17 protein-coding genes and 1 pseudogene are annotated in these 22,540 nt (G+C 71.7%); 6 read left to right on the forward strand and 12 right to left on the reverse strand.

Annotated features, from left to right (window positions below):
- Positions 1 to 4: 4 nt before the first annotated feature.
- Together fabG and fabD are read right to left on the reverse strand one after the other, a co-directional pair.
- A complete protein-coding gene (fabG, locus tag H3H34_RS12490) occupies positions 5 to 739 on the reverse strand; it encodes a 3-oxoacyl-[acyl-carrier-protein] reductase (RefSeq protein WP_194745622.1) in 735 nt (244 codons plus the stop codon).
- A gap of 11 nt (positions 740 to 750) precedes the next feature.
- Complete coding sequence (gene fabD / locus H3H34_RS12495) at positions 751 to 1,689, reverse strand: ACP S-malonyltransferase (RefSeq protein WP_268978329.1); 939 nt, start codon at positions 1,687 to 1,689, stop codon at positions 751 to 753.
- A gap of 352 nt (positions 1,690 to 2,041) precedes the next feature.
- Here fabD and H3H34_RS12500 point away from each other — a divergent pair, with 352 nt between their 5' ends.
- Complete coding sequence (locus H3H34_RS12500) at positions 2,042 to 3,202, forward strand: tetratricopeptide repeat protein (protein WP_194745623.1); 1,161 nt, start codon at positions 2,042 to 2,044, stop codon at positions 3,200 to 3,202.
- Positions 3,203 to 3,242: 40 nt separating this feature from the next.
- Here H3H34_RS12500 and pgeF read toward each other — a convergent pair whose 3' ends face one another.
- The 5 genes and pseudogenes from pgeF to H3H34_RS12520 form a co-directional block, all read right to left on the reverse strand.
- The gene (gene pgeF, locus H3H34_RS13380) at positions 3,243 to 3,992 is read right to left on the reverse strand and encodes a peptidoglycan editing factor PgeF (protein ID WP_328832085.1); all 750 of its coding nucleotides are present in this window, start codon (positions 3,990 to 3,992) and stop codon (positions 3,243 to 3,245) included.
- A gap of 84 nt (positions 3,993 to 4,076) precedes the next feature.
- Positions 4,077 to 4,619, reverse strand: a pseudogene (locus H3H34_RS13385) (N-acetyltransferase family protein); the annotation flags it as partial.
- Positions 4,517 to 6,241, reverse strand: coding sequence for a class I adenylate-forming enzyme family protein (locus tag H3H34_RS12510; RefSeq protein WP_194745625.1), 1,725 nt, complete (start codon positions 6,239 to 6,241; stop codon positions 4,517 to 4,519). The gene H3H34_RS12510 and the pseudogene H3H34_RS13385, both read right to left, overlap by 103 nt.
- A gap of 20 nt (positions 6,242 to 6,261) precedes the next feature.
- Positions 6,262 to 7,401, reverse strand: coding sequence for an acyl-CoA dehydrogenase family protein (locus H3H34_RS12515; RefSeq protein ID WP_194745626.1), 1,140 nt, complete (start codon positions 7,399 to 7,401; stop codon positions 6,262 to 6,264).
- Between the two features lie 39 nt (positions 7,402 to 7,440).
- Positions 7,441 to 8,637 (reverse strand): acyl-CoA dehydrogenase family protein, encoded by a 1,197-nt coding sequence (locus H3H34_RS12520; protein ID WP_194745627.1) that lies wholly within the window; start codon positions 8,635 to 8,637, stop codon positions 7,441 to 7,443.
- A 73-nt stretch (positions 8,638 to 8,710) separates the two neighbouring features.
- Between H3H34_RS12520 and lgt the strand changes: the two genes are divergently transcribed.
- From lgt to H3H34_RS12545, 5 genes are all read left to right on the forward strand, one after another.
- Entirely contained in the window at positions 8,711 to 9,532 is an 822-nt protein-coding gene (gene lgt / locus H3H34_RS12525; RefSeq protein ID WP_194745628.1) for a prolipoprotein diacylglyceryl transferase, read from the forward strand.
- Complete coding sequence (locus H3H34_RS12530) at positions 9,529 to 10,578, forward strand: SAM-dependent methyltransferase (RefSeq protein ID WP_328832063.1); 1,050 nt, start codon at positions 9,529 to 9,531, stop codon at positions 10,576 to 10,578. Before lgt ends, H3H34_RS12530 begins: the two co-directional genes overlap by 4 nt.
- Positions 10,575 to 12,377, forward strand: a complete 1,803-nt coding sequence (locus H3H34_RS12535; protein ID WP_194745629.1) for an aminopeptidase P family protein — start codon at positions 10,575 to 10,577, stop codon at positions 12,375 to 12,377. The genes H3H34_RS12530 and H3H34_RS12535 overlap by 4 nt, the downstream gene beginning before the upstream one ends.
- 73 nt (positions 12,378 to 12,450) lie before the next feature.
- Entirely contained in the window at positions 12,451 to 13,380 is a 930-nt protein-coding gene (locus H3H34_RS12540) for an MBL fold metallo-hydrolase (protein WP_194745630.1), read from the forward strand.
- Positions 13,377 to 15,179 carry a SulP family inorganic anion transporter gene (locus H3H34_RS12545; protein ID WP_328832066.1) on the forward strand — a complete coding sequence of 601 codons (1,803 nt, stop codon included), beginning with the start codon at positions 13,377 to 13,379 and terminating at the stop codon, positions 15,177 to 15,179. Before H3H34_RS12540 ends, H3H34_RS12545 begins: the two co-directional genes overlap by 4 nt.
- Positions 15,180 to 15,300: 121 nt before the next feature.
- On the opposite strand, the gene pnp is transcribed toward H3H34_RS12545, so the two are convergent.
- The 5 genes from pnp to polA form a co-directional block, all read right to left on the reverse strand.
- Complete coding sequence (gene pnp, locus H3H34_RS12550; RefSeq protein ID WP_194745631.1) at positions 15,301 to 17,607, reverse strand: polyribonucleotide nucleotidyltransferase; 2,307 nt, start codon at positions 17,605 to 17,607, stop codon at positions 15,301 to 15,303.
- Between the two features lie 132 nt (positions 17,608 to 17,739).
- Positions 17,740 to 18,009: a 30S ribosomal protein S15 gene (gene rpsO / locus H3H34_RS12555; protein ID WP_194745632.1), complete on the reverse strand. Its 270-nt coding sequence runs from the start codon at positions 18,007 to 18,009 to the stop codon at positions 17,740 to 17,742.
- Complete coding sequence (gene truB, locus H3H34_RS12560) at positions 18,009 to 18,911, reverse strand: tRNA pseudouridine(55) synthase TruB (protein WP_194745633.1); 903 nt, start codon at positions 18,909 to 18,911, stop codon at positions 18,009 to 18,011. Before truB ends, rpsO begins: the two co-directional genes overlap by 1 nt.
- Positions 18,908 to 19,627, reverse strand: a complete 720-nt coding sequence (locus H3H34_RS12565; RefSeq protein WP_194745634.1) for a YbaY family lipoprotein — start codon at positions 19,625 to 19,627, stop codon at positions 18,908 to 18,910. The genes truB and H3H34_RS12565 overlap by 4 nt, the downstream gene beginning before the upstream one ends.
- Positions 19,624 to 22,395: a DNA polymerase I gene (polA, locus tag H3H34_RS12570; protein WP_194745635.1), complete on the reverse strand. Its 2,772-nt coding sequence runs from the start codon at positions 22,393 to 22,395 to the stop codon at positions 19,624 to 19,626. Before polA ends, H3H34_RS12565 begins: the two co-directional genes overlap by 4 nt.
- Positions 22,396 to 22,540: the final 145 nt, after the last annotated feature.

A 22,540-nucleotide genomic window follows, 5' to 3' on the forward strand; every position in this document is an offset into this window, starting at 1 on the left:
AGCCTCAGATCATCGCCATGCCGCCATTCACGTGGAGGGTCTGGCCGGTCACGTAGGCGGCCTCGTCGCTGGCAAGGAAGACGGCGGCGGCGGCCACATCCTCGGGTTTGCCCAGGCGGCCGGAGGGGATGCGGGCCATGAGCGCCAGCTTCTGCGCCTCGGCAAGCGCGTCGGTCATGGCCGAGCGGATGAAGCCGGGGGCGATGCAGTTGACGGTGACGCCCCGCGAGGCGACTTCGGCGGCAAGCGCCTTGGTCATGCCGATGAGGCCGGCCTTGGCGGCAGCATAGTTCGCCTGTCCGGGGTTGCCGGTGACGCCCACGATCGAGGTGATGGAGATGATGCGCCCGTGGCGCGCCTTCATCATCGGCCTGAGCGCGGCGCGGGCAAGGCGGAAGGCCGCCTCGAGGTTGACACGCAGCACCGCCTCCCACTCCTCGTCCTTCATCCGGATGGCGAGGTTGTCGCGCGTGATCCCGGCGTTGTTGACGAGGATGTCAAGCCCGCCGAGGGCCTCGAGCGCGGCGGGCACCAGCGTCTCGACGGCCGCGGCGTCGTCGAGCCGGCAGGGCAGCGCCACGCTGCCGGGCAGCGCGGCAGACGCTGCGGCAAGCGCGTCGTCGCGGGTGCCGGAGAGCGCGACCCGGGCGCCGCGGGCAGCGAGTGCCGAGGCGATCGCGCCCCCGATGGCGCCGGTTGCGCCGGTCACGAGCGCGGTCCGGCCGGTCAGATCGAACATGGGCGTCTCCCTCACAGCGCCTTGAGCAGCGCGTCGACATCCTCGGGTCTCGTGACCGCGTGGGTCGCGACGTCGGGCGCGATCCGCTTCACCATGGGCCCCAGCACCTTGCCGCCGAGCTCGACCATGCGGGTGATGCCGGCCGCCGCCATGGCCTCGACCGTCTCGCGCCAGCGCACCGTGCCCGTGACCTGCTTCACCAGCAGCTCGCGGATGACCGCCGGGTCCATGACCGGTGCGGCCGTCACGTTCGCCCAGAGCGGCACCACGGGCGGGGCGATCGCGGTCTCGGCAAGCGCCTGCGCCATGACCTCGGCTGCAGGCGCCATGAGCGGGCAGTGGAACGGCGCGGAGACGGGGAGCAGCACCGAGTGGCGTGCACCCCGTTCCTTGGCCAGCCGCATCGCCCGCGTGACCGCCTCGATGTGGCCCGAGACGACGACCTGGCCGGGCGCATTGTCGTTGGCGGCGGCAAGCACCTGGCCCTGCGCTGCCTCGGCCGCGATCGCCGAAATGGCGTCGTAGCCAAGGCCGAGGAGGGCGGCCATCGCGCCCTCGCCCGGGGGAACGGCGGCCTGCATCGCCTCGCCGCGCAGGCGCAGCAGCCGCGCCGTGGTGGCAAGCGGCAGCGCGCGGGCGGCCGCTAGCGCCGAATATTCGCCGAGGCTGTGGCCGGCGACGGCCGCGGCGACCTCGCCGAGGCGGAGCCCCGCCTCCTTCTCGAGCACGGCGAGCGCAGCGAGGCTTGCCGCCATGATCGCCGGCTGGGCGTTCCTCGTCAGCGTCAGCTCCTCGTCCGGGCCCTCGAACATCAGGCGGGACAGACGTTCGCCGAGCGCATCGTCGACTTCCTCCAGCACGAGACGGGCGGCGGTGCTCGCCTCGGCGAGTGCCCGGCCCATGCCGGCGGCCTGGCTCCCCTGGCCGGGAAAGATGAATGCGGTGCTCAAGATCCTCCTGCCTTCCCTGTGGGTGGTGAATGGCCCGACCGGCCTGCAAGGTTCCGCGCCCTAGGCGCATGGACGGGCCCGCAGAAGCCCCTTTTTCGCAGGGCGGGCGCGGGCCCTGCCGCCTTGAGGGGCTTTTTTTGCGCCCGCGCTTTCGATATGCAATCGGCCTTCCGCGGGGAGTGGTGCTGCGTTCCGCCCGGAGCCTTTCGGGGTCGCCCGAGATGCGCCCCCGGGTCGGGCTGGCGTGGGGCTCCCGTTGCGGCGGCGGCCGCCGGCAGGCTCGGGAGCGGGCAGGGCTGGCGAATGGTGACGGGAACCTCGGGTCGCGCGACCCGGCAGACGAGGGACGGTGATGGCAGGGATGCGGGTGGTGATGGCGGATGTGCGGATGATGGGATGGCCGGTTCGGCGCGGGCTGGCGCTTGCAGCCCTGCTCCTGGCCGCCTCGGGCCCGCTGGTGCCAGGCAGTGCCGCGCAGGCGCAGGCCTTGCCGCCTGCGGTCGGCAAGCCGCTGCAGGCCGCGCAGAATGCGGCCAAGGCCGGCAACACGGCAGCCGCACTCAGCGCGATCGACCAGGCCCGGGCTGCCGCCAAGACGCCCGCGGAACGCCGCGCGGTCTCGCAGATGGCAGCCTATGTCCACACCCGTGCCGGCAACTTCGCCCGCGCGGCAAGCGAGCTTGAGGCGATCGGCGCGCCGCCGTCGCAGCTCGCACCGCTCTACTACCAGGCGCGCCAGTACGACAAGGCGATCGCCGCCGCCCAGAAGTCGGGCCAGACGACCATCATCGCCCAGGCCTATCTCCAGCAGGGCAAGCCCGCCGAGGCGGCCAAGATCTACGAGCAGATGCTGGCCAAGAACCCCAACAACCTGACCGCGCTCCAGAACCTCGCCGGTGCCCAGTTCGCCATGGGCGACCGCGCCGGCTATTCCCGCACCATCCAGCAGCTGGTGAAGCTTGACCCGACGCCGGCGCGCTGGCGCTCGCTGCTCGCCGAGATGAAGAACGCGCCCATGTCGCGCGAGGCGAAGCTTGGCCTCTACCACCTGATGCTCGCGACCGACTCCATCAAGACCGCCCAGGAAGTGGAGGACTTCGCCAAGGTCGCCATCGTGTCCGGCCAGGCCGGCTATGCCGAGAAGGTGGTGCGCGAGGCCGTGGCCGAGGGCATCGTCACGCCCGACAACAGCATGGCGCAGAAGATCGTCGATGCGGCGAGCAAGCGCTCCGCCGACGCGCTCAGGACCGCGCCTGCCGATGCCAAGAACCCGGCAACCGCCATGAACGCTGGCAACGCCTTTCTCGGTGCCTCGCGCTACCAGGACGCGGCGGCTGCCTATGCGGTGGCCGAGAAGGGGCCCAACGGCGACTCGGCCCGCCTGTTCCGGGGGATCAGCACGCTCAAGGCCGGCGATCGCGCCGGCGCGCGGCAGATCTTCGACCAGATCAAGACCGGGCCGATGGCAGACGTCGCCGGGCTCTGGTCGCTCTACGCCTCGACCCGGGCCTGACCGGGGCCAAACGGGGCCGAGGGGGCCGACCGGGCCCGGCTCAGGCCAGGGCGACGAGGCTCAGCTGGCGGCCGTAGTCCGGCGCGCCTGCAAGAGTCGCCCGGCGATAGCTGAAGAAGCGCGCGGGATCGGCGCAGGTGTCGAGGCCAAGGTCGACGACGCGGGCCACGCCGGCGCGCTCGAGGCGCGCGCGGCAGTAGCCGGCGAGATCGAAGTGCGGCCGGCCCGCGGGGCCGTCGGCGAAGAAGGGGCTGCTTGCCGGATCCTCGGCCTCGAAGCGGGCGCGGAACTCGGGTCCCACCTCGTAGCTGGCCCGGCCGATGGCGGGGCCGATGGCAGCGACGATGCGTGCGGGCTCGGCGCCGAGCCGGGCCATGGCGGCAACGGTTGCCTCGAGCACGCCGGCGAGCGCGCCCTTCCAGCCAGCGTGCGCCGCGCCGATCACGCCGGCCGCGCGGTCGGCGAACAGCACGGGCGCGCAATCGGCGGTGAGGATTCCGAGCGCAAGCCCCGGCCGGTCGGTCACCAGGGCGTCCGCCTCCGGGCGGGCGTCATCGGCCCAGTCGCCCGCCTCCACGCAGGTCGCGGAATGGATCTGGTGGAGGGTGACGAGCTTGGCGCCGGGGGCGACGGCGGCGAGCGCGCGGGCCCGGTTGGCCGCCACCGCGGTGCGCGCGTCGGCCGAGCCAAGCCCCACGTTGAGGCCGGCGTGGAGACCGCGTGAGGCGCCGCCGGTGCGGCCGAGGAAGCCATGGGGCACGCCGAGCGCGGGCGCCTCGAGGCGGGTGATCCGGTCCGCGGGCCCAAGCGCGCGGGCAAGGATGCGATCGTCATCGACGGTTTCGCCCACCCGGAAGGGATAGCGGCCGACCTCGCGGAAGCCGAACGCCTCGTAGAGGCGGCGGGCGCGGCGGTTGTCGACGAAGACCGTGAGCAGAATGTCGTCGAAGCCGCGCGACGCGGCCTCGTCAAGCGCCCAGGCAACGAGGGCCTGGGCGAGCCCCGTGCCCTTGGCCTCCTCCGCGAGGTAGAGCTGGCGGAGCACGATCCGGCGCCGCCCGTTCCCGGGCACCGGGAGGGCCTGCGGGCCGAGGGTCGCGTAGCCGATGAGGCGGCCGGCCGCGTCCTCGCCGACCATGGTGGCGAAGCCGGGGTCGGCCAGCTCGGCTGCAAATCGGGCCACGGAGCAGTCGGCGAGGAAGGCGGCGAGGTCCTGGCGCGGGTAGAGGTGGCCGAAGGTGGCGGTGAAGCTCGCGTGGAACAGGGCCGCGATGTCCTGCGCGTCGGCAGCGGTCGCCCGCCGCAGCGCGAAGTTCACGCGGCCTTGCCCAGGTGTTCCGCGCGGTACCGGGCGCGCAAGGCCACCTTGTCGATCTTGCCCGAGCCGAGCTTGGGCAGCGGCTCGCGGGAGATCCACACGCGCGACGGCACCTTGAAGGCGGCCAGCTCACGGGCGACGAACTGGATGACCGCCTCGCCTTCCAGATGCTCGCCGTGCTTGGGGTAGACGACGGCGCCCACGATCTCGCCCAGCCGCTCGTCGGGAAGCCCGAACACGCTCGCTTCGGCCACCGCCGGGTGGGCGTAGATGGCGGCCTCGACCTCGACGGCGGAAATGTTCTCGCCGCCGCGGATGATGATGTCCTTCTTGCGGTCGACGATGTAGAGATAGCCGTCCTCGTCGAACCGGCCGAGGTCTCCGGTCTTGAACCAGCCGTCCTTCGTGAACGCAGCCTCCGTTGCGAGCGGCTTCATCCAGTATCCGCGGACATTGGCGACCGAGCGGATGCATACCTCGCCCACCTCGCCGGTGGGCAGTGGCGTCATGTCCTCGTCGGCGATCATCATTTCGACGATCGGCTTCGACGGCCGGCCGGTCGAAGCGGGCTTGGCCAGATAGTTGGAGCGCAGGTTGCCCGCCCCTACCCCGTTCGTCTCGGTGAGGCCGTAGCCGATGGCGGGGTTCTTGCCCGGGAACGCCTCTGCCAGCCGCTTCACGTGCTCCGCCGGGCGGGGCGCCCCGCCGCCGGCGATGTCGACGAGCGAGGAGAGGTCGTACTTGTCGCGGTCCGGGTGCTGCATGAGCTCGAGGCTCATGGTGGGCACGCCCACGAAATAGGTGCAGCGCTCCTTCTCGATGAGGCGGAGCGCCTCCCCGGCGTCCCAGCGGTACATGATGACGAGCTTGCGGCCGATGCACACCGAGACGAGGAGGACAGGCACGAGCCCGGTGATGTGGAACAGGGGGACGTTCAGGAGCATCACCTGCTGCGGCGGCAGCTCGACGCCCTGCTGCTGGGCGAGCTGCAGCATCGCAAGCCCCTGGACCAGGTAGGAGAGGGTTCCCGAGACAATCCCGCGGTGGGTCGAGACCGCGCCCTTCGGAGCCCCGGTCGACCCGCTCGTGTACATGATGGTCGCATCGTCCTCGGGATACAGCGGGGGGAGGAACCAGGGCGCGGGCGGCGCGTCGGCAAGCGCGTCCTCGAGCGTGGTGGCGCCGAACGCCTCGGCCACCGCATGGCTGGTGCGCACGGCCACCATGGGAAGCGACAGCCCCTCGATCGCGGCGATCCGGCGGATCCGCTCCTCGTCGGCCAGCACGAGCCGGGTGCCGCTGTCGCGCAGGCCATAGGCAAGCTCGTCGGTCTGCCACCAGGCGTTCATGGGCACGACGACGGCGCCGATGCTGATGGCGCCGAGGAAGAGGATGATCCATTCCGGATAGTTGCGCATGGCGATCGCCACCCGGTCGCCCTTGGCGATGCCGTAGCGATGCTGGAGCATCGCGGCCGCACGCGTCGCGGCAGCCTGCACGGCCGCGAAGCTGAGGCGCTCGCCCTGGTAGACCAGGAACTCCTTCTCCGCATGGGCGGGCATGAACATCGCCACGAGGTCGCGCAGGTTGCCGGGCGCATTGACGAAGGCCGGGAGCGACACGCCGCGCACCTCGACCGTGCCGACGGCGAGCGGGCCTCCGGGCGCGGTGATGGCGGCAATCGCCGCGTCCTGGGCAAGATCGAGTTCGGTCAGCGCCATCGGTCCCTCCTCATCCCTCCTCAGTAGCGCATGATGCGGGCGATGCGGTCGCCATGGAAGGCGGAATCGCCGAAGGTCTCGGCCGCGGCACGGGCGCGCTTCATGTAGAAGCCGATGTCCGCATCGTCGGTCATGCCGATGCCGCCGTGCATCTGCACGCCCTCGTTGGTGGCAAGCCGCGCCACCTCGCCCACTTTCGCCTTGGCGAGGCTCGCGAACACCGGTGCCCGCGCATCGCCCTCGTCGAGCGCGCGCAGGGCCTTGAGCGTGACCGACTTGGCAAGCTCGATCTCGCAGAAGAGATGGGCGGCGCGGTGCTGGAGCGCCTGGAAGCTGCCGATCGGCCGGCCGAACTGCTCCCGGGTCTTGAGGTAATCGAGCGTCATCGCGAACGCCCGGTCGGCCACGCCCAGCATCTCGGCAGCGAGGCAGGCGCGTCCGGCATCGAGCGCGGCCTCGAGAAGCGCGTAGCCTTCGCCGACAGCGCCGATGACGTCGGCGCCATCGACCTGCACCGCGTGCAGCGTCACCCGCGCGGCGTTGCGCGAATCGACCATGGAGCGGCGCTCGACGGTGACGCCCTCGGCCTTCGGGTCGACGAGGAAGAGGGTGATCCCGGCTGGGTCGCGGTCATCGCCCGAGGTGCGGGCCGCCACGATCAGGCGGTCGGCGACATGGCCGTCGAGGACGAAGGGCTTGGTGCCCGTCAAGCGGAAGCCGTTCCCCGAGGCTTCCGCGCGCGTGGCGACGTGAGCGGGCGCATGGCGGGGCGCCTCGTCAGCGGCAAGCGCCACCACCAGCTCGGCTGCCGCCATGCGCGGCAGAAGGGCTGCCTTCTGTTCCTCCGAGCCGCCGCGGGCGAGGATGGTTGCCGAGAGGATGGCGGTGGACAGGAAGGGCGAGAGCGAGAGGTTGCGACCGATCGCTTCCTGGATGAGGCCGGCGGCCACCATGCCGAGCCCGGCGCCACCGAACGCCTCGGGGATGGCAACGCCGGCAAAGCCCATCTCGGCCATCTTCACCCAGAGCGCCCGGTCGAAGCCGACCGGGTCCTTCGCATCGCGCAGGCGGCGCAGCTCGGCCACCGGCGCATGCTCGGCGAAGAAGCCCTCGGCCGAATCCCGGATCATCCGCTCGTCATCGGTGAGCGCAAGCGACATCCTTTCCTCCCGTTCGTCCGCGTGCCTTGCCTGCCGGTCTCAGGCGGCCGGCAGCCCCAGCACGTTCTTGGCGATGATGTTGAGCTGGATCTCGCTGGTGCCGCCCTCGATCGAGTTGGCGCGCGAGCGGAGCCACGCGCGGGCGAGATCTCCCTCTCGGTCCTTTCCTTCCCAGAGCAGGCTCTCGGTGCCCTCAAGCGACATCATGAGCTCCATCCGCCGCTTGTTGAGCTCGGTGCCATAGTATTTGAGCATGGAGGAGAGTGCGCCCGTGCCCTGGCCGGCCTTCGCCTCGTCCTTCACCCGCTCCATGGTGAGCGCGAACGCCCAGCTGTCGATCTCCTGGCGGATGATGTCGGTGCGGAGCATCGAATCGGGAAGCGTGCCGTCCTCGCCCACCCCGAGCGCCCGCTTCGCCACCTGGGCAATGCCGTCGCGGCCCTCGGCGGCGCCCGAGTCCATGCCGCCGATCATCTCCCGCTCGTGGGTGAGGAGATACTTGGCGATCTCCCAGCCGCGGCCGGGCGCGCCGACGAGGTTCTCCTTCGGAACCCTGACATTGTCGAAGAAGGTCTGGCAGAAGGGCGAAGAGCCGGAGATGAGCCGGATGGGCGCGGTCGAGACGCCCGGGCTCTCCATGTCGAAGAGAAGGAAGCTGATGCCGAGGTGCTTCGGCGCCTCGGGGTCGGTGCGGACCAGGCAGAAGATCCAGTCGGCGCGGTCGGCGTAGCTCGTCCAGATCTTCTGGCCGTTCACGATGTAGTGGTCGCCCTCGAGCACGGCCGAGGTGCGCAGGCTGGCGAGATCGGAGCCCGCGCCAGGTTCGGAATAGCCCTGGCACCAGCGGATCTCGCCCCGCGCGATCTTCGGCAGATGCTCCCGCTTCTGCGCCTCGTTGCCATATTTCAGAAGCGCCGGGCCCAGCATCCAGATGCCGAAGGACGAGAGCGGCGGCCGGGCGCGGATGCGCCGCATCTCCTGGCCGAGGATCCTGGCCTCGGCCTTCGAGAGCCCGCCGCCGCCATATTCGCGCGGCCATTCGGGCACCGTCCAGCCGCGCTCCGCCATGCGCTCCAGCCAGAGCTTCTGCGCCGGCGAGGAGAAGACGAAGCGCCGGCCGCCCCAGCAGATGTCGGAGTCGGAGCGTACCGGCTGCCGCATCTCCTCCGGGCAGTTCGCCTCGAGCCAGGCGCGCGTCTCGGCCCGGAAATCCGCAAGCTCAGCCGTCTCGTCCATCATCCTCTCCCAGGCTCCCCGAGGGCCCGCTGGCCCATGGCGCTTCGCGCGCCGCTCCCGTATTGCAGCGGCCATGCCCTTTTGGAAGCCTCCCGTCGAGTGGGCGAGCCTTGGGCTCGACCCGGTCGCCCTTTCGGTGGGGCCGTTCGATCTCCGGTGGTACAGCCTTGCCTATATTGCCGGCATCCTCATCGGCTGGTGGCTGCTCCTGCGCATGGTCCGGCTGCCGGGGAGCCCCATGGCGAAGCGCCACGTCGATGACCTCGTCACCTGGTGCACGCTCGGCGTCATCCTCGGCGGGCGGCTCGCCTACGTGCTCTTCTACGACCCTGCCACCTACCTTGCCGATCCCTTGAAGGTGGTGCAGCTCTGGGAGGGCGGCATGGCCTTCCACGGCGGCCTTGCGGGGGTCATCCTCGCCATCGTCCTCTACTGCCGGGCGCACGCGCTCTCCGTATGGCGCGTGCTCGACTATGTGGCCGTCGTGACGCCGCTCGGCCTCTTCTTCGGGCGGCTCGCCAACTTCGTCAACGGGGAGCTCTGGGGCCGGCTCACCGACGGCAGCTGGGGCCTCATCTTTCCCGGTGCCGGCCCCTACCCGCGCCATCCGAGCCAGCTCTACGAGGCCGCGCTCGAGGGCCTCGTGCTGCTCGTGCTCCTCAACTGGCTCTTCTGGCGCACCGGCGCGCGGCTGAAGCCGGGGCTGCTCGGCGGCCTGTTCGTCCTCCTCTACGGGGTGTTCCGCTTCGGGGTCGAGTTCTTCCGCGAGCCCGACGTGCAGCTCGGCACGCTTTCGACCGGGCTCACCATGGGCCAGACGCTCTCGGTGCCGATGATCCTCTTCGGCCTCTGGCACCTCGCCCGCGTCCGCCACCGCGCACCTGCCACCCCGTGAGCTTCCGCGAAGCGCTCCGTGCCCGGCTGCGCGCCGAGGGGCCACTGCCCTTGGCGCGCGTGATGGCGCTCGCCAACGCCCACTATTACGCCGCCTCCGATCCGCTCGGCCGCGACTTCACGACGGCGCCGGAAGTGAGCCAGATGTTCGGCGAGCTCGTCGGCGCCTGGCTTGCGGATCTGTGGCAGAGGGCCGGGTGCCCGCGCGTGGCGCTCGTCGAGCTCGGGCCCGGGCGGGGCACGCTTGCGCGCGACATGCTGCGCGTGCTTGCGGCAGCGGGGCTCGCGCCGCCGGTCCACTTCGTCGAGACGTCGCCGCGGCTCCGGGCGCTCCAGGCCGAGGCCGTGCCGGGCGCCGTCTTCCACGAGGATCTCGCGACCCTTCCCTGCGATGCCGCGCTTCTCGTGGTGGCGAACGAGTTCTTGGACGCGCTGCCCGTCACCCAGTTCGTGCGCACCGCGCTCGGCTGGGCGCTGCGCACCGTGGCCACCCAAGGGGACGAGCTCGTCTTCCAGGCTGTCGAGCCGGTGAGGCTTGCGATGATCCCGGAGGCGCTGCGCGAGGCGGCCGAGGGTGCCGTCTTCGAGCGCAACTTCGCGGCCGAGCAGGTGGCGGCCGCGCTTGCCCGGCGCCTGGCAGCGCAGGGGGGCGCAGCCCTTCTCGTGGACTACGGCCACGCCGGGCCGGTGCTCGGCGACACGCTCCAGGCGCTCTGCGGCGGCGCGCCCGTGCCCCCGCTCGAAGGCGCGGGCGACGGGGACTTGACCGCCCATGTCGACTTCGCCGCGATCGCTGCGGCGGCCGCTCGGGCCGCGCCGGTCAGCGCCTTCGGGCCCATCCCGCAGGGAGCCTTCCTCGCAGCACTCGGGCTCCGGCAGCGCGCGGAGCGGCTGAAGGCGGGCAAGCCGCCGGAGACCCGCGCCCGAATCGAGGCGGAAGTCGCACGGCTCGCCGGTGCCGGTGCCATGGGGCGCCTGTTCAAGGCGCTGGCGATGGTGGCGCCGGGCTGGCCAGCGCCCGTGGGCTTCCCTAGCTTCGAGCCATGACCGACTCCCCCCTTGCGCGCCTGCGCGCGGAGCTTGCGAGCCGCGGGCTCGACGGCTTCCTCGTGCCGCTCACCGACGCCCACTTGAGCGAATATGTTCCGGCCCATGCCCGCCGGCTTGCCTGGCTCACCGGCTTCACCGGCTCGGCCGGCCAGGCGGTCGTGCTGGCCGACCGCGCCGCGCTGTTCGTCGACGGCCGCTACACCCTCCAGGCGCGCGAGGAAGTGGACGCCGGGCTCTTCGAGCTCTGCGGCGTGCCGGCCACCTCGCCCGGCGCCTGGCTGCGGGCGAACGCGCCAGCGGGCGCCACCATCGGCTACGACCCATGGCTCCACGGCCGGCGCGAGATCGAGACGCTGCGAAGCGCTGCGCCCGGCCTGCGCTTCGCCCCTGTCGAGACCAACCCGGTCGACGCCGTCTGGGCCGGGAAGCCACCGCGCCCGGCCGGGCCCGCCGTGCCCCATGCGCTTGCCTTTGCCGGCGAGGCGCACGGCGACAAGCTCGCGCGGATCGGCCGGGCCATCGCCGAGGCGGGCGCGGAGCTTGGCGTGCTGTCCGCGCTCGACTCGATCGCCTGGGCCTTCAACCTGCGCGGCACCGATGTCCCCCGCACGCCCGTCGTCGAGGCGTTCGCGCTCGTCGCGGCCGACGGCCGCGCCACCCTCTTCCTCGCGCCGGAGAAAGTGACGGACGCCGTCCGCGCCCACCTTGGCGAGGGGGTGACGCTCGCGCCCTACGCCGCCTTCCCCGAGGCGCTCTCCCGCCTCGGCGGCCGGCGCGTGCTCCTCGACCCGGCCGGCACGGTGGCAGCGGTTGCCGATGCGCTCGAGGCCGCGGGTGCGACGCTGGTGCCCGCGCGCGACCCTGCCGTCCTCATGAAGGCCACCAAGAACCCGGTCGAGATTGCCGGCGCCCGCGCGGCCCACCGGCGCGACGGGCTTGCCGTCACCCGCTTCCTTGCCTGGCTCGACCGCGAGGTGCCGCAGGGCGGCGTGGACGAGCTCCTGGCCGAGGCCCGGCTGGAAGCCTTCCGGCGCGAATCGAACCTGCTGAGAGACCTCTCGTTCGACTCCATCTCCGCCTTCGGCCCCAATGGCGCCTTCCCCCACTATCGCTCGACCCCGCGCACCAACCGCAGGCTCGAGGGCGACGGGCTCTACCTCATCGACTCCGGCGGCCAGTATGCCGACGGCACCACCGACATCACCCGCACGGTCGCCATCGGGACGCCTTCGGCCGAGATGCGCGACCGCTTCACCCGGGTGCTCAAGGGCCACATCGCGCTGGCGACGGCGCGCTTCCCGAAGGGCACGCGTGGCGGCCAGCTCGACATCCTGGCCCGCCAGCACCTCTGGGCCGCGGGGCTCGACTATGCCCACGGCACCGGCCACGGCGTGGGGAGCTATCTCTCGGTCCACGAGGGGCCGCAGCGGATTGCCGCATCGGCCTCGGCCCCGGGCATCGACGAGCCGCTGCTCCCGGGGATGATCCTCTCGAACGAGCCGGGCTTCTACAAGGTGGGCGGCTACGGGATCCGCACCGAGAACCTCGTCCTCGTCGTCGAGGACCCCCGCGAGGGGGACGTCGAGCCCATGCTCGCCTTCGAGACGCTGACGCTCGCCCCCATCGACCTCCGGCTCGTCGAGCCGGCGCTCCTCTCGCCGGCGGACGTGGCCTGGCTCGATGCCTATCACGCCCGGGTGCGGGAGGCCCACGCCCCCCATCTCGCCGGGGCCGAGCTTGCCTGGCTGGAAGCGGCCACCCGCCCGCTCCTGACCGGCGTCCGTGCCGCAGCCTGACCGGCGCCGTTGCCGGGCGCCGCAAGCCTGCCTATCTCCGGTCCAAGTCCAGCTTTTCGACATGGAGCAGGCGATGGAGACGGATCAGGCCCTGGCGCAGGCAATCGGGGTGGTGGAGCGGGCCCGGAGTGGCGCTGCGCCCCGGCCCGAGGTCGACACGGTGTTCGACCCCGAGACCTTCACGGCCACCCACATCGTCCACTGCCCGCAGACGCGGCGGGCCGCGATCATCGACAGCGTGCTCGACTTCGACCAGGCCTCGGGCCGCACGTCCACCACGCACGCCGAGCAGGTGGTGGCCATCGTCGAGCAGAAGGGCCTCGGCGTCGACTGGATCCTCGAGACGCACGCGCACGCCGACCATCTCTCGGCGGCGCCCTGGCTCAAGGAACGGCTGGGCGGCGCCATCGGCATCGGCGAGCGGATTGCCCATGTCCAGGGCGTGTTCCGGCGGATCTTCAACCTCGGCGACTCCGTCTCGGAGAGGGGTGCGGAGTTCGACCGGCTGTTCGCCGATGGCGACCGCTTTTCCATCGGCGCGCTTGAGGCAGCGGTGCTCCACGTGCCCGGCCACACGCCGGCCGACATCGCCTTCGTGGTGGGGGATGCCGCCTTCATCGGCGACACCCTCTTCATGCCCGACTATGGCACCGCCCGCTGCGACTTCCCCGGCGGTGACGCGCGCACCCTTTACCGCTCGATCCGCCGCCTGCTGGCGCTCCCGCCCGAGACCCGTCTCTTCCTCTGCCACGACTATCTGGCACCCGGCCGCGAGACCTTCGTCTGGGAGACCACGGTGGCGGCCCAGCGCGCCGGCAACATCCACGTGAAGGACGGCGTGAGCGAGGACGAGTTCGTCGCCTTCCGCGAGGCACGCGACAGGACGCTTGCCATGCCGCGCCTCATCCTGCCGTCGATCCAGGTGAATGTCCGCGCCGGGCGCCTGCCCCCGCCGGAGGACAATGGCGTGCGTTATCTGAAGCTCCCCGTCGACGCCCTGTGACCCCGGGCGCCGGCGCGGCGGCCAGCGGCGCGGGGCGGGGTCTGGCGCGCCTGCTGCCCGTCCTCGACTGGGGGCGGCGCTACGACCGGCAGACGCTTTCGAGCGACCTCGTCGCCGCGCTCGTCGTCACCATCATGCTGGTGCCGCAGAGCCTGGCCTATGCGCTGCTGGCCGGGCTTCCGGCCGAAGTCGGGCTCTACGCCTCGATCGCGCCGCTTCTGGCTTACGCGCTGTTCGGCACCAGCCGGACGCTTGCCGTGGGGCCGGTTGCCGTCATCGCGCTCATGACGGCAACGGCGGCGGGGAGCGTGGCGACTCCCGGCACGGCCGCCTATCGGGAGGCGGCGCTCGCGCTCGCGCTGCTCTCGGGCCTGATGCTGCTGGCGATGGGCGTGCTCCGGCTCGGATTTCTCGCCAACCTGCTCTCCCACCCGGTCATCTCGGGGTTTATCACGGCCTCGGGCATCCTCATCGCGACGAGCCAGCTCCGGCAGCTTCTGGGGCTTGGCGGGGGCGGCGACACGCTGCCGGCGATGCTGGGGTCGCTGCTGCCGCAGCTGGGTGCGACGCACCTTCCCACCCTCGCCGTCGGGCTGGTCTCGCTCCTGTTCCTCGCCTGGGCGCGGCGCGGGCTGAAGCCGCTCCTCGCGCGTCTTGGTGTTGCGCCGCGCACGGCCGAGCTTGCCGCGCGCGGCGGGCCGGCGCTCGCCGTCATCGGCGCGATTGCCGCCGTGGTCGCTTTCGGGCTCGACGCGCGTGGCGTGAAGGTGGTGGGGGCCATTCCTGCCGGCCTGCCGCCGCTCGGCCTGCCGCCGTTCGATCCCGCGCTCTGGACGCAGCTTCTGGTGCCTGCCTTCCTCATCGCGCTCGTCGGCTTCGTCGAGTCGGTCTCGGTCGCGCAGACGCTGGCGGCGCGGCGGCGCCAGCGGATCGTGCCCGACCAGGAGCTGATCGGCCTCGGCGCTGCCAATGTCGCGGCCGCGGCGACCGGGGGCATGCCGGTCACCGGCGGGTTCGCCCGCTCGGTCGTCAACTTCGACGCCGGGGCCGAGACTCCGGCCGCCGGCGCCTTTACCGCCGTCGGCATCCTTCTTGCCGCGCTGTTCCTGGCACCCCTGCTGGCGAAGCTGCCGGTCGCGACGCTCGCTGCGACCATCATCGTCGCCGTGCTCTCGATCATCGACACGAAGGCGCCGCTGCGCCTCTGGCGCTATTCGCGGCGCGACTTCGCCGCGATGGCGGTCACCATCGGCACCACGCTGCTTGCAGGGGTGGAGCCCGGGATCGTGGCGGGCGTGGCGGCGAGCCTCGTCCTCCACCTCGCGCAGAGCGCCCGGCCGCACGCCGCGATCGTCGGCCGGGTGCCGGGGACGGAGCATTTCCGGAACGTGCAGCGGCACGAGGTGATCACCTTCCCGCACCTGCTGACGGTCAGGGTGGACGAGAGCCTCTCCTACCTCAACGCCCGCTGGCTCGAGGAGTTCCTGCTCGAGGAAGTGGCGGCGCGCCCGGCGCTCCGGCACGTCGTCCTCATGTGCTCGGCGGTGAACGCGATCGATGCCTCGGCGCTCGAGAGCCTCGAGGCGATCAACCACCGCCTCGCCGATGCCGGCATCCGCCTGCATCTCTCGGAGGTGAAGGGCCCGGTGATGGACCGGCTGACGCGCTCGCATTTCCTCGAGGAGCTGACGGGCCGGGTCTTCCTCTCGCAGCACGAAGCCTTCTCGGTGCTGGCCGCTGACCCTGACGGCATGGCGGCGCCGCCGCCCGACCCCTGGGCACCGCGCGGCCTCATCTGAGGCCTGCGCCCGCCACCCTCCCGCAAGGCCCCCGCCCGCGGCCGCCACCCCCCGCGTCCGCCCGGCCTGACCGGCCCCGACGGCCCCCCTTCCGCCCCCCCGGCGTGAGTCGCCCCCCGGCTCAGTCGTCGCCGGTCAGGAAGGCCGGGAGCGGGGCGTCGCCGCCTTCGTCGCGGGCGCGTTCGGGGCGCGGACCCCGGTCGCGGCGGGGGCCACGGCCCCGGTCGCCGTTGCGGTCGCGGCCGCCGCTGCGCTCGCCACGCTCGCCGCCCCGGTCCTGGCCGCCCCCGCCCCCGCCCTCGCCCTTGCCCCGCGGCGTGCGGGTGTCGGGCAGTTCCTCCCCCGTCTCCTGGTCGACGACCCGCATCGAGAGCTTCACCTTGCCGCGCTCGTCGATGCCGATCACCTTGACCTTCACGATCTGGCCCTCGTGGAGGACGTCGGAAACCTTGGCGACCCGCTCGTTGCGGATTTCCGAGATATGGACGAGGCCGTCGCGCGAGCCCATGAAGTTCACGAAGGCGCCGAAATCGGGCATGCCGACCACCTTGCCGGTGTAGATCTTGCCCACTTCCGGCTCGGCGGTGATGCCGAGGATCCAGTCCCTCGCCGCCTGGATCTTCTCCGGGTCGGAGCTGGCGATCTTGACCGTGCCGTCGTCCTCGATGTCGACCTTGGCACCGGTGGTGGCGACGATCTCGCGGATGACCTTGCCTCCGGTGCCGATCACCTCGCGGATCTTGTCCTTGGGGATGGTGAGCGTCTCGATGCGCGGCGCATGCGCCGACATCTCGGAGCGCGGCGTGGTGATGGCCTTCGCCATCTCGGCGAGGATGTGGGCGCGGCCCTCCTTCGCCTGGGCGAGCGCCTGGCGCATGATCTCCTCGGTGATGCCGGCGATCTTGATGTCCATCTGGAGCGACGTCACGCCTTCGGACGTGCCGGCCACCTTGAAGTCCATGTCGCCGAGATGATCCTCGTCACCGAGGATGTCGGAGATGACGGCGAACTCCTCGCCCTCAAGGATGAGGCCCATGGCGATGCCCGCCACCGGCCGCGGCAGGGGGACGCCCGCGTCCATGAGGGCGAGGCTGGCGCCGCAGACGGTCGCCATGGAGGAGGAGCCGTTCGACTCGGTGATGTCGGAGACGACGCGGATGGTGTAGGGGAAGGTTTCCTTCGGCGGCAGCAGCGGGCGGATCGCGCGCCAGGCGAGCTTGCCGTGGCCGATCTCGCGCCGCCCTGGCGGGCCGAACCGCCCCACCTCGCCCACCGAATAGGGCGGGAAGTTGTAGTGGAGCATGAAGCGCTCGTAACGGAGCCCATCGAGCCCGTCGATCATCTGCTCGGAATCGGCGGTGCCCAGCGTGGTGGTGACGATCGCCTGGGTTTCGCCGCGGGTGAAGAGCGCCGAGCCGTGGGTGCGAGGGAGAAAGCCGACCGCGCAGTCGATGGGCCGCACCGTCCGCGTGTCGCGGCCATCGATGCGGCGGCCCTCCTTCAGGATCGCGGTGCGGACGATCTCGGCCTCGAGGCTCTTCATGAGCTTCATCGCCTTCATCTGCTTCGCCGGCTCGGCATCGGCGAACAGGGCCTTCGCCTTCTCCCGCGCAAGGCCGAGCGCGGTCTGCCGGTCCTGCTTGCCCGTGAGACGATAGGCAGCGGCGATGTCGGCGCCGACGGCCGCGCGCAGCGTGTCCAGGACTTCCGCCGCGCTGTCGTCGGTCTTGAGCTCCCACGGCTCCTTTGCCGCCTGCTCGGCGAGCGCCACGATGAGACCGATGACCGGCTGGATGGAGCGGTGGGCGAACATGACCGCGCCCAGCATCTCCTCCTCGGAAAGCTCCTTCGCTTCCGATTCGACCATCATGACGGCAGGCGCCGTGCCGGCCACCACGAGGTCGAGCCGCCCCTCCGCAAGCTCGGCCTTGGTGGGGTTCAGCTGGTACTGGCCATCCTTGAAGCCGACGCGTGCGGCGCCGATCGGGCCCATGAAGGGCACGCCCGAAAGCGTAAGGGCGGCAGACGCCGCGATCATGGCGACGATGTCGGCCTCGTTCTCGCCGTCATAGGAGAGGACCTGGGCGATGACGTTGACTTCGTTATAGAAGCCGTCGGGGAAGAGGGGCCGGATCGGCCGGTCGATGAGGCGCGACACCAGCGTCTCGTGCTCGGTCGCGCCGCGTTCGCGCTTGAAGAAGCCGCCGGGGATGCGGCCGGCGGCGGCGAACTTCTCCTGGTAGTGGACGGTCAGCGGAAAGAAGTCCTGGCCTTCCTTCACGCTTCGTGCCGCGGTCACCGCGCACAGCACGACCGTTTCGCCGTAGGTGGCGAGCACGGCGCCGTCGGCCTGGCGGGCGACGCGCCCGGTCTCGAGGGTGAGCGTCCGCCCACCCCATTCGATGGATTTCCTGACGATGTCGAACATGGGCTCTCTTTTCATCCTGCCCCCGGCCGGATTGCCGAGAGCGTCCGTCACGTGCTTGCGCGTCGGCCGGAAGTGCCGCCGGCCACGCGGAAGCGAAAACGGCCTCCCCGGAGGGAGGCCGTGAAGGCCGGCCTACTTGCGCAGGCCCAGCCGGGTGATGAGCGCCTGGTAGCGCTCGGCGTCGGTCCGCTTGAGGTAATCGAGGAGCGCCCGGCGCTTGTTGACCAGCATGAGGAGGCCGCGCCGCGAGTGATTGTCCTTGGCGTGGACCTTGAAGTGCTCGGTGAGGTTCTGGATCCGCTCGGTCAGGATCGCCACCTGCACTTCCGGGCTTCCCGTATCGCCCGCGCTCCGGGCGTTTTCCGCAATGAGCGCCTGCTTGCGCTCAGCCGTGATCGACATCATGCGTCTCCTTCCAGGTTCAGCCCGCGCACGACGGTGACGCCGTGGGGCGAAACCTCGACCAGCGCGACCGGAACAGGCCCGAGGGTCGCGAGGTGGAGGCCGGATTTCGCCCGGGGCCCGGGAAGCGGCTGGCCGTGCTTCAGACGGTTCGCCTCCCCGGCAGTGACCGCCAGGACCGGGATGTCGACCAGTCCGGCGGCAAGCGGCAACAGGGCCTGTTCTGGCGCCGGCCCATGCACGAGTTCGACCGCCTTGTCCAGCGGCACCGCGTCGGCCTCCGCGAAGGGGCCGGCTTCCACCCGCCGGAGCGCGACGACATGGCCGCGTGTCCCGAGCGCTTCGGCAATGTCGCGCGCGAGGCTCCGCACGTACGTGCCCTTGGAGCAGCGGACGCGAAGCGTCGCCGTCTCGCCGTCAGAGGACTCGAGCTCGAGGGCGTGGATGGTGACGGGGCGCTCGGCAAGCGTCACCGTCTCCCCGGCGCGGGCCCGCGCATGGGCCGGCCTGCCCTCCACCTTGAGCGCCGAATAGGCTGGCGGGCGCTGGCTTATGGGGCCGGTGAAGCGCGGCAGCACCGCGGCGACCTCGGCCGCCGAAGGGCGGACCGGGCTCGTCGCCACAACGGCGCCCTCGGCGTCGTCGGTTTCGGTTGCGGCGCCGAAGCGGATGGTGAAGCGGTAGGCCTTGGGGCCGTCGAGGAGGTGGCCTGCGAGCTTGGTCGCCTCGCCGAGCGCCACGGGCAGCACGCCCGAGGCCAGCGGGTCGAGCGTGCCGCCGTGGCCGATCTTCACGCGCCCATGGCCGGCCTCGCGCAGGGCGCGCTTCAGGCGGCCGACGACGGCAGCGGAGGTGGGGCCGACGGGCTTGTCGATGACGAGCCAGCCGTGGAGCCGGCTCACGGCCGGGCCGGCACCAGAACCAGTTCAAGCGGGGGCTCGGCCGGCCGCTCGTCCAGCACGCGGTTCACCGTGTCGGTCACGTAGCCGAGCCGGCCGTCGGGGAATTCCACGCGGGCCATCACCGCATAGCGGCGGCCGGGCTGGATCCGGTCCGGGTCGAAGCGGAGGAGGAAGTGGAGCGGCGCCTGGTTGCCCGCGGTCGTGAGGGTGGTGGAGGCCACCTCCTCGGCGGGCGCGTCCATCCGCGAGGCATCAACGAGCAGCACGCGCGCGCGGCTGCGCTCGGGCAGCGCCATCCGGTCGCGCTTGTCGAGGGTGCCCCAGAGGATGCCGGGCGAGGGGGCCTCGGGCCGGCGCGGGCACACGGCCTCGGGCCTGCGCCCGGCGCGGATCCAGAGCGCCTCGGGGGCCACCACGTAGGTGATCTCGCCTGCCACATAGGCCGAGGCCCTGCCCGCCGCGCGCAGCGCGATCGCGCCGTTGGGCAGGGTGAGCGTGCCGGCCGCCGCGTTCTCGGAGACCTCCATCAGCCGGCCGTCCGGGCAGACATAGGCCGGGAGCGGCGGCAGCGGCACGATCTCGCTTGCCGGCGAGGCAGCTGCAGGCGCAGGCCCCGGCGGCGGGGCAGCCGCGCTCTGCGGCGCCGGCGTTGCCGGTTGCGCCGCGCAGGCCGAAAGCAGCGCGGCCATGGCGGGCACGAGAGCAGTCCTCGTCAATGCGCGTCTCCCCAGTTGGCGCCCCGGCCGACCTCGACGCCGAGCGGCACCGAGAGCTCGAGCGCCGGCTGGTGCGCCTGCTCCATGACGGTGAGGATGATGTCAATCGCCCTGTCGGCCTCGTCCTCCGGGGCCTCGAACAGGAGTTCGTCGTGCACCTGGAGGAGCATGCGGGTCCGGGCGAGACCGGCCGCGGCGAGCGCCGGCCCCATGCGCGCCATCGCCCGCTTGATGAGATCGGCCGCCGTGCCCTGGATGGGGGCGTTGATGGCGGCGCGCTCGGCGTTGCCGCGCTCGGCCTGGATCCTGGAGCGGATGGCCGGCAGGTGGATCTTCCGGCCGAACAGCGTGGTCACGAAGCCGTCGGCCCGGGCGCGTTCGCGCGTCTCGGCCATGTAGCGCTGGATGCCGGGGAAGCGTTCGAAGTAGCGGTCGATGAAGCGCTGCGCCTCCTCGCGCGGGATGCCCATGCGCTGGGCAAGGCCGAAGGCGGAGACTCCGTAGATGATGGAGAAGTTGACCGTCTTGGCCGCGGCGCGGGCCTCGCGCGGGACTGGCTCGCCCTCGGGAATGGCGAAGAGCTGGCGGGCGGTCAGGGCGTGGATGTCGGCGCCTTCGGCATAGGCTGCCTTCAGTTCCGGCACGTCGGCGACATGGGCCATCAGGCGGAGCTCGATCTGGTTGTAGTCGGCCGAGAGCAGCACATGGCCGGGCGGAGCGACGAAGGCGCGGCGGATGCGCCGGCCGGTCTCGGTGCGGACCGGGATGTTCTGGAGATTGGGGTCGGTCGAGGCGAGGCGGCCGGTCGAGGTGCCGGCGAGCGAGAAGCTGGTGTGCACCCGCCCGGTTGCCGGATTGATGCGGGCCTGGAGTGCTTCGGTATAGGTGGACCGCAGCTTCTGGACTTCGCGCCAGTCGAGGATCTTGCGGGCGATCGCGGCGCCTTCGGCCTCGGCGAGGCGCTCGAGCTCGGTGACATCGGTCGACCATTGCCCCGACTTGCCCTTCCTGCCGCCGGGAAGCCCCAGCCTGCCGAAGAGGATCTCGCCCACCTGCTTCGGGCTGCCGAGCGCGAAGGGCTGGCCGGCAAGCGCGTGGACCTCGGCCTCGAGCCGCTCCATCTCGGCTCCGAACTCGGCCGAGAGGCGCCGGAGTTCCCCGGCATCCACGAGCACGCCGGCGCGCTCCATCGCCGCGACCACGGGCACGAGCGGGCGATCGCACCATTCGTAGGCGCGGGTCACCCGCTCGCGCCAGAGCCGGGGCCTGAGGCGCTGCCAGAGCCGGAGCGTCACGTCGGCATCCTCGGCGGCATAGGCGGTCGCCCGGTCGAGCGGCACCTCGGCGAAGCTCCCCTTCCCGGCGACGTCCGCGTAGCCGAGCGGCATGTGGCCCAAGTGGCGCTCGGCAAGCTCGTCCATGCCGTGGCCGTGGAGGCCGCCAGCGAGCGCATAGGAGAGGAGCATCGTGTCGTCGAACGGGGCGATCGCGATGCCGTGGGCGGCCATCACCACCATGTCATACTTGAGGTTGTGGCCGACCTTGAGGACCGACGGGTCCTCGAGCAGCGGCTTCAGGCAGGCGAGCGCGATGGCGCGGTCGAGCTGGTCGGGGCGCTCGGCAAGGAGCCCGTCGCCGGCGCGATGGCCGAGCGGGACATAGGCCGCGCGCCCCGGAGCCGTCGCGAGACTGAAGCCGACCAGCTCCGCGGCGACCGCATCAAGGCTGGTCGTCTCGGTGTCGAAGGCGACGACGCCGAGGTTCCTTGCCTCGGCGACCCAGGCCTCGAGCGCGTCGAGGGTGGTGACGGTTTCATAGGCGGACCTGTCGAAGGCCGGCCGGTCGGGCGTGGCTGCGGGCTCGGCGGCAAGGGCGGCCTCGCGCGCGGCGGCCTGGCCGTCGGCGGAGAGGCGATGCAGGAGCGAGCGGAAGCCGTGGGCCTGGAAGAAGGCGGCAGCACGCGCCTCGTCGAGCCGGTCGGGAAGCTTCAGCGCGTCGAGAGGGGGTTCGAGGGGGAGGTCGCGGCGGAGTTCGACCAGCCGGCGCGAGAGGCGGGCAGCCTCGGCGTGGGTGGCCAGGGTCTCGCGCAGCTTGGGGCGCGGGATCGCGTCGAGATGGGCGAGCACGCCCTCGACATCGCCGAAGCGCTGGACGAGGTCGGCGGCGGTCTTGGGGCCGATCGAAGGGACGCCTGGCACGTTGTCGACGCTGTCGCCCATGAGCGCGAGCACGTCGGCAAGACGGGCCGGGGGCACGCCCCACTTCTCGGCGACGGCGGCCTCGTCGAAGATGCGGTTCTGCATGGTGTCGCGCAGAACGAGGCCGGGGCGGACGAGCTGCATCAGGTCCTTGTCGGAGGAGATGACGGTGACGCTCCAGCCGCGTGCGAGCGCTGCCTCGGCGTAGGAGGCGATGAGGTCGTCGGCCTCATAGTCCTCGCGCTCGATGGAGGGCACGCCGAGCGCGGCGACGGCTTCGCGGATGAGCGGGAACTGGGGGACGAGATCCTCGGGCGGCTCGGGCCGGTTGGCCTTGTAGGCCGGGTAGAGGTCGTTGCGGAAGCTGCGCTTGGCGGCGTCGAGGATGACGGCGAGATAGTCGTCCTCCGGGCTTCGGCGGGCTTCCTCGATGAGCTGCCAGAGCATGGAGGTGAAGCCGAAGACGGCGCCGACCGGAGTGCCCGCGGGGTCGGTCAAGGGCGGCAGCCGATGGTAGGCGCGGAAGATGAAGCCCGACCCGTCGATGAGGGTGAGATGCGGGGCGGCCATGGGCCTGTCCTAGCGGGCTTTGCGGGGGCTGGAAACGGGCGGGTGGAGAAGGCCCTGCGACTGACCTGAAACATGGTTAACAGCGCGTGAGATGAACGGTTCCGGTTACAAGACGGGCGGTGGTTGACCCGTTGCAGCGGCTGGG

The organism is Thermaurantiacus tibetensis (assembly GCF_015354055.1).
Classification (GTDB): Bacteria; Pseudomonadota; Alphaproteobacteria; order Sphingomonadales; family Sphingomonadaceae; genus Thermaurantiacus; species Thermaurantiacus tibetensis.